We start from the raw sequence: 12,940 nt of genomic DNA, 5'->3' as shown, positions 1-12,940 counted from the left end.
TTCAATGAAGGAGGCCACGAGCGCGGGAGCCATCCTCTTTCGCGACACACGTGGCCGTCGAGAGTACCTCCTGCTCAAAAGCCGCCCGGGCGACTGGGAATTTCCCAAAGGCGGCGTCGAAGGCAAGGAGGAACTCCAGCAGACGGCGATACGCGAGGTGAAAGAGGAGGCCGGAATTGCCGATTTCCGGCTCATCGATGGCTTCCGTGAGGAGTACGATTACGTCTTCGAGGCGGGTGGCGACACTATCCACAAAACAGTACATCTGTTTATCGCTCGCTCGTTCGAGGCGTCGGCGGAACTGTCACACGAACACCGCGACCACCAGTGGCGCGACTACGAACAGGCCATAAACACGATTACGCAGGACGGGCCACGCGAAATTCTGCGCAAGGCCGATAAGTTCCTCGACGACAAGTTCGCCGAGGAGTAGTCCGGCCCACACCTCGTCTCACTCCGCACGCGGCAGGTGAACCGAAAACACCGCACCACGGGGGTCGTTATCCTCGATGTGGACAGCGCCGCCGTACTGTGTGACCAGCGTGTACACGAGATAGAGCCCGATGCCGGTGCTCGGGCTGTCGAGTCCTTTCTCGCCTTTGCCAAAGACCGTCGCTTTCTGTGGGTCGGGGATGCCCGGCCCGTTGTCCGCGACCTGTACGACAACGTCGTCGTCACGTCGCTCGACTGTGAGTTCGACGACCGGCGTGTCACTGTCGTTGTGCTGGACGGCGTTCGTGAGGAGATTCCTGAACACCGAGCCGAGCATCTCGTTTGCTAGCACCTCGACCTCTGGAATCTCCTCGGGGACGACGAACTCCGCTTCCGGGAACGACTCGCGGCGGAGCGCCAACTCGGTTTCGAGCACCTCGGCCAACACCACCGGTTTAGGTTCGAGGTCGCCGTCGCTGGTCAACACCTCGACGTAGTCCCGGGCAATCTCGGTGAGTTCGACGACGTGTTCGCTGCTCGCGAGGATTTTGTCGAGATTCTCTCGGCCCGCCTCGTCGACGTGGTCTTCGAGTAACTGACCCCACGCGAGGATGACGCTCATGTCGTTGCGGATGTCGTGTCTGACCATCCGGTTCAACAGCTCCAGTTCGGCGTTGACCTCCTCCAGTGCCTCCTCGTAGCTCTTTCGCTCGGTCACGTCGCGGACCATCGCGAGCGATGCGTCGTCGCCCTCGTACTGTATCTTGGCGACGCTGAGCTCGACGACACGATGGTTGTCGTCGCTCGTGAGAACGCGAATCTCGTACCGGGACGGCGGTACGTCGGCGTCGGGGTCGAATCGCTGCTGATACCGCTGTTCGACTAGCTCTCGGTCTTCACGTGCGACGACCTGCAGGAACGACGTGCCGAGAAGTTCGCGCTCGTCGTAGCCGGACAGCCGCTCGAACTGTTCGTTAGTGAAGACGATGTCGCCATCTTGGATGATAGCGATTCCGTCGTTGCTCTGTTCGACGAGCGTGGAGTACTTCCGGCGCTCCTCTTCGAGTTCGCGCTCGCGGGCTTTCCGCTCGCTGATGTTGCGGGTGTTGATAACGTAGCCATCGAGCGCCGTGTCGGTCCGACTGACGAGCGTCGACTCCATCCAGGTCCAGGACTTGGTGCCGTGGTCGAACCGGTACTCTATCATGCCTGTCGTTCCGCTGGGCGAGTCGACGACCTCCTCGAACGCCTCCCGCACCCGCGGCCTGTCCTCTGGGTGGACGTACTCGAAGACGTTCTCACCAACCAGTTCGTCGGAGTCGTACCCGATAACACGCGTTGCGGACTTGCTTTTGAACTGGACGATGCCAGCCTCGTCGACGAGCGTGATACTGTCTGTCGAGTGCTCGACGAGTGCCTGGTACTGTCTAACAGAATCGATATTCATCGGCGTTACCTCTGAATCTCCGTATACGGTGTTCGTACGCTGCCGGCATATATCCCCGGCCTAACGGCGCTGGCGTTACCAGGCCTCTCCCGACGCGAGGTCCGTTTCGTTGTCCAGTTTCGAGGAGGGACAGATGTCTTCGAGTACACACGCCTCACAGTCGGGACTTCGCGCCGAACAGACCGCCCGCCCGTGGCTGATGAGTAAGTGTGTGAACTGTTGCCACTCGTCTTCTGGTACTACCTCCATGAGTTCGCGCTCGATTGCTTCTGGAGTGGACTGTTCGGTGAGGCCGAGCCGTCGGCTCTGGCGTTTGACGTGTGTGTCGACCACGATACCCTCGACCACGTCGTGGCCGTGCTGGAGAACGACGTTCGCGGTCTTTCGACCCACGCCCGACAGGTCTGTCAGCGCCGACATGGTGTCTGGGACCGCGCCGTCGTGTTCCTCGACAATCTGCCGACAGGCGTCACGGATATAGCCCGCCTTGTTGTTGTAGTAGGTAATCGAGTTGATGTCCTCGGCGAGTTCGTCTTGGTCGGCGGCCGCGTACGCCTCGGGACCGTCGTATTTCTCGAAGAGGTCTTCGGTCACGCCGTTGACGCGCTCGTCGGTACACTGTGCAGAGAGGATGACCGCTATCAGCAGTTCGAGCCGGCTCGAAAAGCGCAGCGAAATCGTCGAATCTGGATACTCGTCGTGGAGTCGGTCGAGTAACTCGCTGGCCTGCTCGTCTGCCGACGACAGCATCGTGCCCATGGCACTACTGAGTCTGGCGGCTGCTTCAGCCCACCGCCTCACTCGAAGGGGTCTTGCAGCCAGGCTTCGACCAGTTCGACGAAGATGGCGGCAAACGGGTTCTCGCTCGTCCAGAAGGCGATTTCCTGGCTCGTTTCAGCTGCCGATGCCGACTGTGTGCTCACCAGCACCGTGTCGCCGTCCGCGACGAGTACGCGCCCGGTATCGACGTTCATATCCCGGTCTTCGGGTACACGGTAGGTCTGGTACCCTTCTGTTGCCGGTACCGCGTCGAGTACCGCTCGATTCGAACTGCTGACGACGACCTGGACGCCCCGAGCCGCGGCAGCATCGAGCACAGCGAGTACGTCCTCTTCGAGCGCATCGACCTCGGTGGCGGCATAGAGAAGCTGTCGGTCAGTTGCCTCGATTATCTCGACTGTCCGCGAGACGATTGCGTCGCGGGAGTTGATGAGCCAGATAGATTCGCTACGTTCCTCACCCTCGTGGGTATCCTGCACCCGTTCCAGGTACTTGAACGTCTCCGTCCCCGTCTCGGCGAGTTGGTCGAGCAACAGCCGTCGCGCCTGTTCGAGCCGGACCGGCCGGTACGCCGTCGGCGTCGATTGCTGTGTCTCGACGAGCCCGCGCTCTTCGAGCCCTTCGGCCGCGCCGTAGACCTGTGACCGCGGCACGTCGACGACCGAGCTTATCTCGCTGGCTGTTCCCGTCCCGAGTTTCTGGAGGGCGACAAACACTCGGGCCTCGTAGGTCGTCAGCCCGAGCTGTTTCAACCCCGCTATGGCTTCGTTCTCGTCCATGGTCTCCCTGTTTCGGTTACGCTCACTGGCGACTCTCGGTACGCCTGCGAGACGGTGGGTGTTTGTACCTCAATACTAACGTATCTTGCTGTTTTCGACGGTGAGATCACTCTGACAACGCCCGCACATAACTTTTGGAAATTATCCTTGAACTTCTTTGTGGCATTTCAGGCACATTTGCTTTGCGTATCGAGATACGCTGAAACGACGACCAACACTTTAGTGCGGCGATACCCAAGTTCAGAATGTTATGGTATCACAAGCAGTGTTGGCAACAGGGTCGGCGGGGGGCCTGATTGCCGCAATACTGTTCGTCCTCGTTGTCGTTACCGCCTACAAGAGTATCGTTATCGTCCGCGCATACGAGAAGCGAGCCTACACTCGCTTCGGGAAGTACCAGGGCCTGCTCGAACCGGGGCCGAACATCGTCTTGCCGTTCGTGACGAAGACGTACACGTTCGACATGCGGACACAGACACTCGACGTGCCCCGTCAGGAAGCCATCACGCGGGACAACTCACCGGTAACCGCGGATGCCGTCGTCTACATCAAGGTGATGGACGCCAAGAAGGCGTTCCTCGAAGTTGACGATTACAAGCGTGCGGTGTCGAATCTGGCCCAGACGACGTTGCGGGCCGTGCTGGGGGACATGGAACTCGACGATACGCTGAACAAGCGACAGGAGATCAACGCAAAAATCCGGACAGAGCTGGACGAGCCGACCGACGAGTGGGGGATTCGCGTCGAGTCAGTCGAAGTCCGCGAGGTCAACCCCTCGAAAGACGTCCAGCAGGCCATGGAGAAACAGACCTCCGCAGAGCGCCGTCGCCGCGCGATGATTCTGGAAGCCCAGGGTGAACGCCGCAGCTCTATCGAGGAGGCCCAGGGTGACAAGCAGAGCCAGATTATCCGCGCACAGGGTGAGAAACAGAGCCAGATTCTGGAAGCGCAGGGCGATGCCATCTCGACGGTCCTGCGAGCGAAAGCGGCCGACTCGATGGGCGAGCGGGCGATTATCGACAAGGGGATGGAGACCCTGGAAGGCATCGGTCAGGGCGAGTCGAACACGTTCGTCCTGCCCCAGGAACTCACGTCGCTGGTCTCGCGGTACGGCCGCCACCTCCAGGGTAGTGATGTCAAGGAGAACGGCCACGTCCTCGAAGGACTGGAGTTCGACGAGGAGACCCGTGAGATGCTCGGTCTCGACGACATCCAGGAGATTCTCGGCGAACTCGAAGACGAAGACGAAATCGTCGACATCGAAGGAATGGAGGAAGAAGCACAGGCGGTCAAGGCTGGCGAGACGAGCGCAGACATCAAAGACCCCGACGAAATCATCGACGACGGTGCCGACCCCGAGGCCGGAGACGGCGCGTAGCGGGTCGCGGCGACCGTTTTAACGAGCGAAGCGGTTATACGTCTACCCAACGTTGCCCCGATATGGCCCGAGACAGGAGTGTCGACCAATCGAAACGGGCGACACTCCGCCGCTTTGCCGCGCTGGGAGCGGCCAGCCCGCTCGTCGGCTTCGCGAGTGCCGACGAGAGCGACAGCGACGCCCCTGAGGCCCTGACTGGCTATCTGAGTACGACGCCCGGCGCACACTTCTCGAAGATACGTGACGACCTGCAACTCGGGACCGGCGAGACTCAACACCACCTCCGCCAGCTCGAAGACGACGGTGTCGTCGAGAGCCGGAAAGACGGCGACTACCGCCGGTATTTCCCGGCAGACGAGTTCTCCGAGTTCGAACAGGTCGTGTTAGGCCACTTGCGCCGAGAGACCCAGCGAGGCATCCTCGTCGCGTTGCTGGAAGACCCCGGCGCGTCCGCGGGTGATATCGCCGCTCGACTCGATGTCTCCCGACCGACAGTGAGCAAACACGCCGCTCGGCTCGAAGAGAACGGACTCCTTTCGCGTGCCGACGGCTACAGTGTTACAGAACCCGAACAGGTGATGGTACTGCTAGTCCGGTATGCAGACTCCTTCGGCGAAGATGCTGCGGCGCTGGCGTCGATTGCGCCGGCTTTACTCGATTACGCGCCCGACGCTACGTCGTGACCATCCACGTCGTGCTGGAGGAGTACCCCCACTTCTCGACGGAGAGGTCGAACTCGCCTTGCTCGATAGCTTTCATGTTCGTCCCCACCTCTTTGGCCGACATGTCGAGGTCCTCGGCGATGAGCCGAGACTTGAAGTAGGTCTGCTCGTCGGCGTTGTCTCGCAGGTAGCCCAGGATGCGCTGTTGTTTCTCTGAGAGGGTCGGGACACCTGTCGCGGTCTCGGCCGTCGTGCTCATACACTACGTTCGGAACTGTTCACCTATAGCCGGTTTGGTACGAAGAGTTAACACCGCGCAGTACTGCGATTCTGCCCACAGAACAGCGTCGGACGCCCGCCGGGCGTGGACTGACATCACTCACCGCCGGTCACACTGGTGTCACTGGTACAGCACCGAAACAGCGACGCCGGCTTACTCGGGAATCGCTTCGCCGACCGCAAAGTTCGATTTGACTTCGGTGATTTCGACTTTGACCCGCTGACCGACCTCGGTGTCGGGGACGATGATGACGTACCCTCGCTCGACGCGGGCGATGCCGTCGCCCTGTTTGCCGAGGTCTTCGATTTCGACGTAGCGAATCTCGCCGGGCTCGACCGGCGGCTGGGGCTCGTCAGAGACCTCGGCCTCGGTCGTCGACTCGCTCTCGGGAGCGATGAGTGCGACCCGGTAGGTCTCACCGACCGACACCGCGCCCGTCTCGACCTCGCGACGCGGTACTTCGATGCGGTAGCTATCGCCGTCGTCCGATACATCGGCGCTGTACAGACAGAGGAGTTCATCTGAAATCTCCACAGGTAGTCGAACCTCCGTATGTACTCTGGCAACTGCCACCGTCAAAGTAGTTGTTATCTGCCACCACCCAGCTTGCGTCCGGGATTGCGGTCAGTACGGCCGTCCGTCGGCGTCTTTCGGGCCTTCAGAATCGTAGACGACGATACCCTCCGTCTCGACGGGTTCGTAGGAGTCTCGGACGCCAATCGCCTCTTCCAGTTCGCGGACCGCGCGCTCTTTGAGCGCGGCGGCCAGTTCTTCGGCCTCGCCGCGGGACATGTCCTGGCCCAGCCCCTCGCACTCGTGTGCCCGGACCATCCCCTCGCTGTCGACGGCTTCGCCCATCGGCTGGGAGGTACCGCCAAGTGCGACGCTGAAGGGGTATGTCTGGCAGATGAGCGGGCGGTCCTCGTGGACCGTACACCGGGCGGCACCGCCATCGTAGAAGGTACAGTCCCCGCAGTCGTCGGTCTGGAGCGCCCACTCGAAGGTCTCCCCCGTCGGGCCGTCGTCGCCCTCGGTGAGGCCGTACGGCATCGGTCGGGCCACGTCCCGCCAGTCGTAGTCCCCGCGGTCCTGTAACTCGCGCACCTCGTCGGGAAACACCGTCGCGGTGTGTTCCTCGTCGGAATCGTCTGAATCACCACAGTCGGCGGCCTTACAGCAGGCCCCGCAGTGGGTACACTCGAAGCCGATTGCCTCGATTGCGTCCGCGAGGCTGTCGACCGACAGCGAGCGAGCGCGGTCGAGTTCCGTCTCCAGGCTGTCCACACAGAGTCTTCGTCGGCGGCCTGAAAAGCGCGTCGGGGCGTCTACTCGAATACCTCGCTCTCGGCTTCGAGCTGTGTGAGTTCCTGTGCGACGTCACTCGCCGCCTCGGGACCGAGCGCCACCTCGATTTCGTTGCCGCTGTCGTCTTCACAGGTAATTTTCACCCGCTCGTCGCCGAACTCGCGGACCTCGGCGGACTCGACGTCGTAGAGCTTCGCCGTCGCGGATTTGTTCGAGGCACCGACGTGTTTGAGCGCCCCGTCTTTCAACTCGAAGGTGAATCGGTCTACGTCGAGCGTGAACATAGGCGATACTCCGCCCCCCAGCCTGATAAGCACACCCGACCGGTCACAGCACGAATACGGCGCCGAGTAATCCGACCACAGCGAGAACAAGCCCGTACTTCGCTGCCTTCCACAGGAGCATCCGACACAGTCCACGCTTTCCACGGTCGGAGACGACAAGCGGCGTGTCGTCGGTGCCGACGACCGCTGGGCGGCCGTTTCGCAGCTTCACGTTGCCGTGGACGAACAGCTCTTGGCCGGCCGGAATTCCCCGTGCGTCGACGAAGAACTCGTCTGTGTGAACGTCGTCGCGGTACAGTTCCACGACATCGGTGAGCTTGTCGACGGCCACCTCACCGACCGTCGAGTGCAGACAGACGAACTCGGAGTCGATGAGATACCGCGTCACCAGTGCCGGAAGTGAGACGTTCTTACGCGGATTGCCGACTTCGAGGTCTGTCAGCGCCGGACAGTCGTACTGGTCTCGGAGCCAGTCGAAATCGAGGTACAACCGCTGTCCACCACTCTCGACGCCGAGCTGTCCGGATTCGACGCCAGAAGCAAACGGCGTCCGACGCTGGCGGAACTCACCGCGTGCCGAGTCGTATGTGTACGTCCCTGCGCTGGGAAAGCCGGCCTGCCAGACGTAGCCGCCGACATCCGGCGCGTCGGGAAACAACCGGTCGGTCACAGTTGCCGACTCTTCGACGAACACCCGCCCGTCGACTGTAATCGGCTCGCCGTCGGCAACTGTCGGATTCTCGCTTGGCGATGCAGCCCACACGGTGGCAAACGCGGATACCACACCTGCAAGGCGATACAGCAACACCAGACCGACCACCGCAAGTAAGCCGCCGATGATGAGTCTGTCTAATCCAACCACGGGCCAAAATTCTCGCTGTACCGTCAAATTACTGTCTTTTTATCGCACTGGTCACTGGTGGTCTCACGATTGTGCTGTCGAATTGTCTTAGTGACAGAATTTATTATCGTTCACTCGTATTCGTATGTATGCCGGTTATGTCGAGCGACGACTTTACCGTTCATGACGACGACTGTGACGAAGTTGGGGACGGGATGCCGATATCCGACCTGCCCGACGAAGTGAACTCGATTGAAGACCTCGACTGCCAGTGCTGGAACAAGTACAGTTCTGTCGACGAAATCTGACGGTCCGTCACACACTCTTTCACACCCAGCTGTCGCTCGCTCTTGATATTGATGTCTGTACCGGTTTGTCTCTGTGTCAGGTCCGCGCTCTGTCTGCAAGCGCCGAAAGCGTCGACGCGGACCGGAGGTCGGCCACTGTACAGTACCACGCCCCACGAACGCCGTTCTCGTCGTTCGCGACGGGGGTATCGAGCGGGACGGGGTCACTGAGGGTGAAGACGACCACCTCGTCTTCCTCCGAGAATGGGTCGATAAGTGCCGCCCAGTCCGCCTCGTCCATCGGTCCCGTCTCGGAGCGGGTCTGTGGAACGCGGTCCGTGACTCGGGCGTAGTGTGTCACGCTGGAGACCGGTGCCGTACGATAAAAGGCCATGTACTCGAAGGATTCGCGGGTCCGGGGGTAGGACCGCGGCGAGGGATAGTACCCCTCCCGACAGCGCTCGAACGTCTCTGACTGGGTCGCCACGACACAGACCGACGCCTCGCCCGGCGCGTCGTCGGCCGGACTGTCTGTTGCAAACCGGTCTAGGTCCATACTCACGACACGAGTGGGACACCTAAATACTCGCCAGGAAACAGTGTTGGTATCCGATTTAAGACGGTCTCGACTCTCAGTACTGTATGGCTCCAGAGCCAGATTTGGACGGTCGCACAGCACTCGTCACCGGAAGCGCCACCCGCGTTGGCCGGGAGTTACTGCTTCGCCTCGCAGCTTGCGGCGCCGATGTCGTCGTTCAGTACCGCGAGAGCGACGCCGAGGCCGCTGCGACGGCCGAGGAAGCGCGCGAACACGGCGTTGCCGCGACGACGGTCCAGGGTGACATCACCGACCCGGACGCGGTCGATGCGATGTTCGACGAGGCCGCGGCCGAACTCGGGCATGTCGACGTACTCGTGAACAACGTCGGCAACTTCGACGCCCGCCACTGGGAAGACATCGAGTGGGACGCCTGGCGAAGCGTCGTCGAGAGCACCTTCTATGGCACTGTACTCTGCTCACGGCGGGCGCTCGAGGGCATGCGCGACAAGGGATGGGGTCGCATCGTCAACATCGGCTTTGCCGACAGCGACCGGATGCACGCCGCGCCGGTGAATTTTCCGTACTTCGTGGCGAAAACCGGCGTCCTGATGTTCACGCGGATGCTGGCCGGCGACACGCAAGACGACGGTATCACCGTCAACGCCGTCTCGCCGTTTGCCGTCGAAAACACCGTCTCCGACGTGTCTGCGTACCCGCGTGGCCGGGCGGCGTCGTTCGACGACGTGGCTGCTCCGCTCCTGTTTTTCCTCTCCGATGGGGCCGCATACATCAGCGGCGAGAACGTCGCCGTCGACGGGGGACGACTCACAGAGCAGTCGTCCTGACGAGGGCGGTTGTTACTCTGTCTCGTCCTCGTCGCCTAGTCGTCGGGCGACAGCGTACGCTGCGGTGCCGAGGCCGGCGAGCGCGCTTCCAACGCCGAAACCGAAGACACTGGCACCATCGTCGTCGGCCGCCGGTGCCGAGGTCGGTGACGGCTCGGCCTCGGGTGTCGTCTCTGTCGGCGTCGCTGTCGCCGTCGGGGTTGCTGTCTCGGTCGGCGTCTCGGTCGCTGTCGGCGTTGGCGTCGTCTCTGTGGGTGTCGGTGTCTCGGTCGCTGTCGGGGTCGACGACTCAGACTGTGAGCGATACGCGATTGGCTCGCCGCCAGTCTCGGACGTGACGCCGTCGTTGTAAACCTGTGTGCCGTCTGGTCCCACCGGCACGTACTCGACGGCGGTTACGACTGTGCCGTCGGTGTACGTGACAGTGAGTTCGACGGCGTGTCGTCCCGTCGAGTCGAACGTGTGACGTGCCACCGGGCCGGTCGCGGTCCGTCCGTCGGCAAACGCCCACTCATACGACTCCGGCTCGGCGTCGACGCCTCGAATGTTGGACTGACTTGCATCGAACGTAACGCGTTCGTCGACAGCCGGTCGCGTGGGCGCGAACCTGACATGGGCTCGCGTATTCGCCGTCTGGCCCCCAAATCGCGCCCGTAGTGTCTCCGTGTCCGTACCGGTGAAACTCGCCTTATGAAACCGGAGTATGTCACGTATTGCGGGACGAGGGGTGTGAGCAGACCCAGGATACGTCCGGAAGACAGTCCCGATGTTGAACGCATCGTAGACTGCCCGACCGTACGGGAACCGGTCGTCTGTCATGTGTGGGCCGAACACCGACAGCGCCGCGTCGCGCAACTCCTCGGAGAAGGCGTCTCCGTACGGAATCGTGTCGCTGTCGTCGAACTCCCCCATGTACAGCAGTTGGTCGACATCGCGGTAGGCCTCTAAGTCGAAGGAGTCGCCGGTCAACTCCTCGATATCGCCCACGCCGACGTGGTAGTCTAAGGGCTGTGACTGTGCCGACTCTCGTGGGAGAAGCGGCATCCCATTCACGCCGCCGGCGGTGACCGACGACACCTCCTCGGGGTGGAGTGCTGTGAACCGATTCGCGAAGTTCCCCGAGGCAGAAAACCCGTCGATTGCGAGCCCGTCGGCAACGGGATACCCCTCATCGTCGAGACGGTCGCGAGCGTCGTCGACCATCGCGAGCAACTGGCGGTCGATTCGCTCCAGCGGTCCCTCGTCGATTTCGAGCGTATCTCTGTCGAGTTGGTGTGTGTAGTACCGGAAATTAATCTCACCTGAACGCGGACGGGGGAAGACGGGCACGAGGAGCGGGCTCGCGAAGCTGTCGGCCACGAGTCGCCCCGGATTTCTCTCGACGGCCTCGCGGGCTCGCTCTCGGTGTCGCGAGAAGTCGTCGGTCGATGTGCCGGTGTTGTTTGGCTGAACGACCATCGGGCCAGGTGTCTCGTCTGCGTACCGCTCTGGCGCATACAGGAAGTAGGGGTACTCGAAGCCAGCATCCGGGTCGGCCTCGATCAGTGTCGGCTCGACTCCCTCGGTGCGGTCCGACAGGTCACCTGTCACCGACACGGTTTTCGAGGCAAAGCCCTGACCGGTGTCGGCGTCGTACAGCGACACGCGCAGTTCCTCGCCCGGCGACGGTCGTTCTGTCAGGTCGAGCGTGAGATTGGCGCGCTCCTCGTCCGCGTCGAGTCCGATAGTTCCAGTTAGGCCACTGACGCCCAGCCTCGCAGGGCGGTCCGTCGCAACCCGGTCTATCGTCACCGTCCGGTCGGCAAATGACTGCTCAGACACCTCGATTACTGGCTCAGACACACTCTGACCCCCTCCAACGACGACTTGGTGGACTGTCTCGTCGGCCGTCCCATCGGCCGTCTCGACGCGTAACTGTACCGCGTGCCCGCCTGCTGTCTCGAACGTGTGCGTGACTGTCTCGCCGGTCGCCGTCCGGTCGCCGTCAATCGTCCACTCGTAGTCGGTTATCTCGCCCGCGTCGAGTGACGACCGACTGCCGTCGAACGTGACCGATTCGTCGACCTCTAGCTCGGTCACGTCACTCTCGACGTGAGCACCCAACTCCGGAACGTTCCCCCCGAGGTCGGCGCGGATATCGTCAATCGACTCGCCCGCGAGTGACCGCTCGTGGAACGCAACCATATCGTCGATTGCTGGTCGCGGCGTGTGTGGCTCACGCTCGTACATCCGGAAGACGGCATTTGCCTCCACGTCCTCGTACACCTGTTTGGCGTACGGGAGTCGGTCGCGTTGCATGTTCGACCCGAACACGTCCAGTGCGACCTCCCGCAGGTCGGCCGGAAACACGTCGCCGTAGGGGATGGTGTCGCTCACGTCGATTTCGCCCAGATACAGGAACCGGTGGACGTCGGCGAACGCGTCGGCGTCGAAGGCGTCGCCGGTCAACTCCTCGATATCGCCCACGCCGACGTGATACGGCAACTCCCGTCCGTCGGCCCGGTCGAGTGGCAGCAGTGGCATCCCGTTGATGCCGCCCGCCGTGACTGCGATTACCTCATCAGGGTGGAGGCTCGCGAACCGCTCGACAAAGTTCCCACTCGCAGAGAAGCCGTTGAGTAACAACCCTTCGGCGACAGGATACCCCTCATCGTCGAGACGGTCGCGGGCGTCGTCGACCATCGCGAGCAACTGCTTGTCGACGCGTTCGAGCGGGCCTTCCTCCAGTTCGAACATATCGCGGTCGAGTGCGTGGTTGTACCCATTCGGGTTTTGGGAATCTGGGCGCGGCCGTGGGAACACGGGAACGAGAAACGGCGCGGTTAGCCGGTCGACTATCTGCCGCCCCGAAGAGCGTTCAGCCGTCTCTTTGGCTCGCTCGCGGTGGACGCTGAAGTCGTCGGTCGAGTAGCCCGTGTTGTTCGGCTGAGCGAGTACCGGCCGTGGCTCGTCGCCTTCGTCTCGGGTCGGGGCGTACAGGAAGTAAGGGTACTCGAACCCCGCTTCCGGGTCAGCCTCGACCAGAGTGGGACCGATTTCTGGCTCTACGTCGGTCTCGTGGTCGCCGAGAACTGTTCCC

The 12,940-nt window shown here is 62.0% G+C and carries 15 protein-coding genes; 5 read left to right on the top strand and 10 right to left on the bottom strand.

Annotated features, from left to right (window positions below; translation table 11 throughout):
- Positions 1-4 precede the first annotated feature (4 nt).
- Positions 5-433: a bis(5'-nucleosyl)-tetraphosphatase gene (locus tag BLR34_RS10050; protein ID WP_092702591.1), complete on the top strand. Its 429-nt coding sequence runs from the start codon at positions 5-7 to the stop codon at positions 431-433.
- 18 nt (positions 434-451) lie between these two features.
- Here the strand turns inward: BLR34_RS10050 and BLR34_RS10045 are convergent, their stop codons facing one another.
- The 3 genes from BLR34_RS10045 to BLR34_RS10035 form a co-directional block, all read right to left on the bottom strand.
- On the bottom strand, positions 452-1,879 hold the full coding sequence (locus BLR34_RS10045; RefSeq protein WP_092702589.1) for a PAS domain-containing protein: 1,428 nt from the start codon (positions 1,877-1,879) through the stop codon (positions 452-454).
- 75 nt (positions 1,880-1,954) lie between these two features.
- Positions 1,955-2,638 carry an endonuclease III gene (gene nth / locus BLR34_RS10040; RefSeq protein ID WP_092702587.1) on the bottom strand — a complete coding sequence of 228 codons (684 nt, stop codon included), beginning with the start codon at positions 2,636-2,638 and terminating at the stop codon, positions 1,955-1,957.
- A gap of 38 nt (positions 2,639-2,676) precedes the next feature.
- Positions 2,677-3,438 carry a TrmB family transcriptional regulator gene (locus BLR34_RS10035; protein ID WP_092702585.1) on the bottom strand — a complete coding sequence of 254 codons (762 nt, stop codon included), beginning with the start codon at positions 3,436-3,438 and terminating at the stop codon, positions 2,677-2,679.
- 250 nt (positions 3,439-3,688) lie between these two features.
- On the opposite strand from BLR34_RS10035, the gene BLR34_RS10030 reads away from it, so the two are divergent.
- Positions 3,689-4,816, top strand: a complete 1,128-nt coding sequence (locus BLR34_RS10030; RefSeq protein WP_092702583.1) for an SPFH domain-containing protein — start codon at positions 3,689-3,691, stop codon at positions 4,814-4,816.
- Positions 4,817-4,878: 62 nt separating this feature from the next.
- A complete protein-coding gene (locus BLR34_RS10025; protein ID WP_092702581.1) occupies positions 4,879-5,499 on the top strand; it encodes a winged helix-turn-helix transcriptional regulator in 621 nt (206 codons plus the stop codon).
- Here the strand turns inward: BLR34_RS10025 and BLR34_RS10020 are convergent.
- The 5 genes from BLR34_RS10020 to BLR34_RS10000 form a co-directional block, all read right to left on the bottom strand.
- Positions 5,489-5,737 (bottom strand): DUF7123 family protein, encoded by a 249-nt coding sequence (locus tag BLR34_RS10020; RefSeq protein WP_092702579.1) that lies wholly within the window; start codon positions 5,735-5,737, stop codon positions 5,489-5,491. The two genes, BLR34_RS10025 and BLR34_RS10020, sit on opposite strands and share 11 nt — an antisense overlap.
- Positions 5,738-5,911: 174 nt before the next feature.
- Positions 5,912-6,292 carry a TRAM domain-containing protein gene (locus BLR34_RS10015; RefSeq protein WP_092702577.1) on the bottom strand — a complete coding sequence of 127 codons (381 nt, stop codon included), beginning with the start codon at positions 6,290-6,292 and terminating at the stop codon, positions 5,912-5,914.
- Positions 6,293-6,382: 90 nt separating this feature from the next.
- Positions 6,383-7,042, bottom strand: a complete 660-nt coding sequence (locus tag BLR34_RS10010; RefSeq protein WP_092702575.1) for a YkgJ family cysteine cluster protein — start codon at positions 7,040-7,042, stop codon at positions 6,383-6,385.
- Between the two features lie 41 nt (positions 7,043-7,083).
- Positions 7,084-7,347, bottom strand: coding sequence for a hypothetical protein (locus BLR34_RS10005; protein WP_092702573.1), 264 nt, complete (start codon positions 7,345-7,347; stop codon positions 7,084-7,086).
- 43 nt (positions 7,348-7,390) lie between these two features.
- Positions 7,391-8,209: a hypothetical protein gene (locus tag BLR34_RS10000; RefSeq protein ID WP_092702571.1), complete on the bottom strand. Its 819-nt coding sequence runs from the start codon at positions 8,207-8,209 to the stop codon at positions 7,391-7,393.
- Positions 8,210-8,337: 128 nt separating this feature from the next.
- Here BLR34_RS10000 and BLR34_RS16975 point away from each other — a divergent pair, with 128 nt between their 5' ends.
- On the top strand, positions 8,338-8,496 hold the full coding sequence (locus tag BLR34_RS16975) for a hypothetical protein (RefSeq protein WP_176765288.1): 159 nt from the start codon (positions 8,338-8,340) through the stop codon (positions 8,494-8,496).
- A gap of 76 nt (positions 8,497-8,572) precedes the next feature.
- Here the strand turns inward: BLR34_RS16975 and BLR34_RS09995 are convergent, their stop codons facing one another.
- Positions 8,573-9,031 carry a hypothetical protein gene (locus tag BLR34_RS09995; protein WP_092702569.1) on the bottom strand — a complete coding sequence of 153 codons (459 nt, stop codon included), beginning with the start codon at positions 9,029-9,031 and terminating at the stop codon, positions 8,573-8,575.
- Between the two features lie 86 nt (positions 9,032-9,117).
- On the opposite strand from BLR34_RS09995, the gene BLR34_RS09990 reads away from it, so the two are divergent.
- Positions 9,118-9,861, top strand: coding sequence for an SDR family NAD(P)-dependent oxidoreductase (locus BLR34_RS09990; RefSeq protein WP_092702567.1), 744 nt, complete (start codon positions 9,118-9,120; stop codon positions 9,859-9,861).
- 12 nt (positions 9,862-9,873) lie between these two features.
- Here the strand turns inward: BLR34_RS09990 and BLR34_RS09985 are convergent.
- Positions 9,874-12,940: PKD domain-containing protein (locus BLR34_RS09985; RefSeq protein ID WP_092702565.1), on the bottom strand; the 3,067-nt coding region annotated here is incomplete at its 5' end.

Origin of the sequence: Halovenus aranensis (genome assembly GCF_900100385.1) — an archaeon.
Lineage (GTDB): Archaea > Halobacteriota > Halobacteria > Halobacteriales > Haloarculaceae > Halovenus > Halovenus aranensis.
Note: the sequence above shows the minus strand (reverse complement) of the source record. Positions and strands in the feature narration are given on the sequence as shown.

Coding starts and splice junctions, on each gene's coding strand:
- BLR34_RS10030 (WP_092702583.1), top strand. CDS start 3,689: ATGGTATCACAAGCAGTGTTGGCAACAGGGTCGGCGGGGGGCCTGATT.
- BLR34_RS10050 (WP_092702591.1), top strand. CDS start 5: ATGAAGGAGGCCACGAGCGCGGGAGCCATCCTCTTTCGCGACACACGT.
- BLR34_RS10020 (WP_092702579.1), bottom strand. CDS start 5,737: ATGAGCACGACGGCCGAGACCGCGACAGGTGTCCCGACCCTCTCAGAG.
- nth (WP_092702587.1), bottom strand. CDS start 2,638: ATGGGCACGATGCTGTCGTCGGCAGACGAGCAGGCCAGCGAGTTACTC.
- BLR34_RS10045 (WP_092702589.1), bottom strand. CDS start 1,879: ATGAATATCGATTCTGTTAGACAGTACCAGGCACTCGTCGAGCACTCG.
- BLR34_RS16975 (WP_176765288.1), top strand. CDS start 8,338: ATGCCGGTTATGTCGAGCGACGACTTTACCGTTCATGACGACGACTGT.
- BLR34_RS09990 (WP_092702567.1), top strand. CDS start 9,118: ATGGCTCCAGAGCCAGATTTGGACGGTCGCACAGCACTCGTCACCGGA.
- BLR34_RS10005 (WP_092702573.1), bottom strand. CDS start 7,347: ATGTTCACGCTCGACGTAGACCGATTCACCTTCGAGTTGAAAGACGGG.
- BLR34_RS10035 (WP_092702585.1), bottom strand. CDS start 3,438: ATGGACGAGAACGAAGCCATAGCGGGGTTGAAACAGCTCGGGCTGACG.
- BLR34_RS10025 (WP_092702581.1), top strand. CDS start 4,879: ATGGCCCGAGACAGGAGTGTCGACCAATCGAAACGGGCGACACTCCGC.
- BLR34_RS09995 (WP_092702569.1), bottom strand. CDS start 9,031: ATGGACCTAGACCGGTTTGCAACAGACAGTCCGGCCGACGACGCGCCG.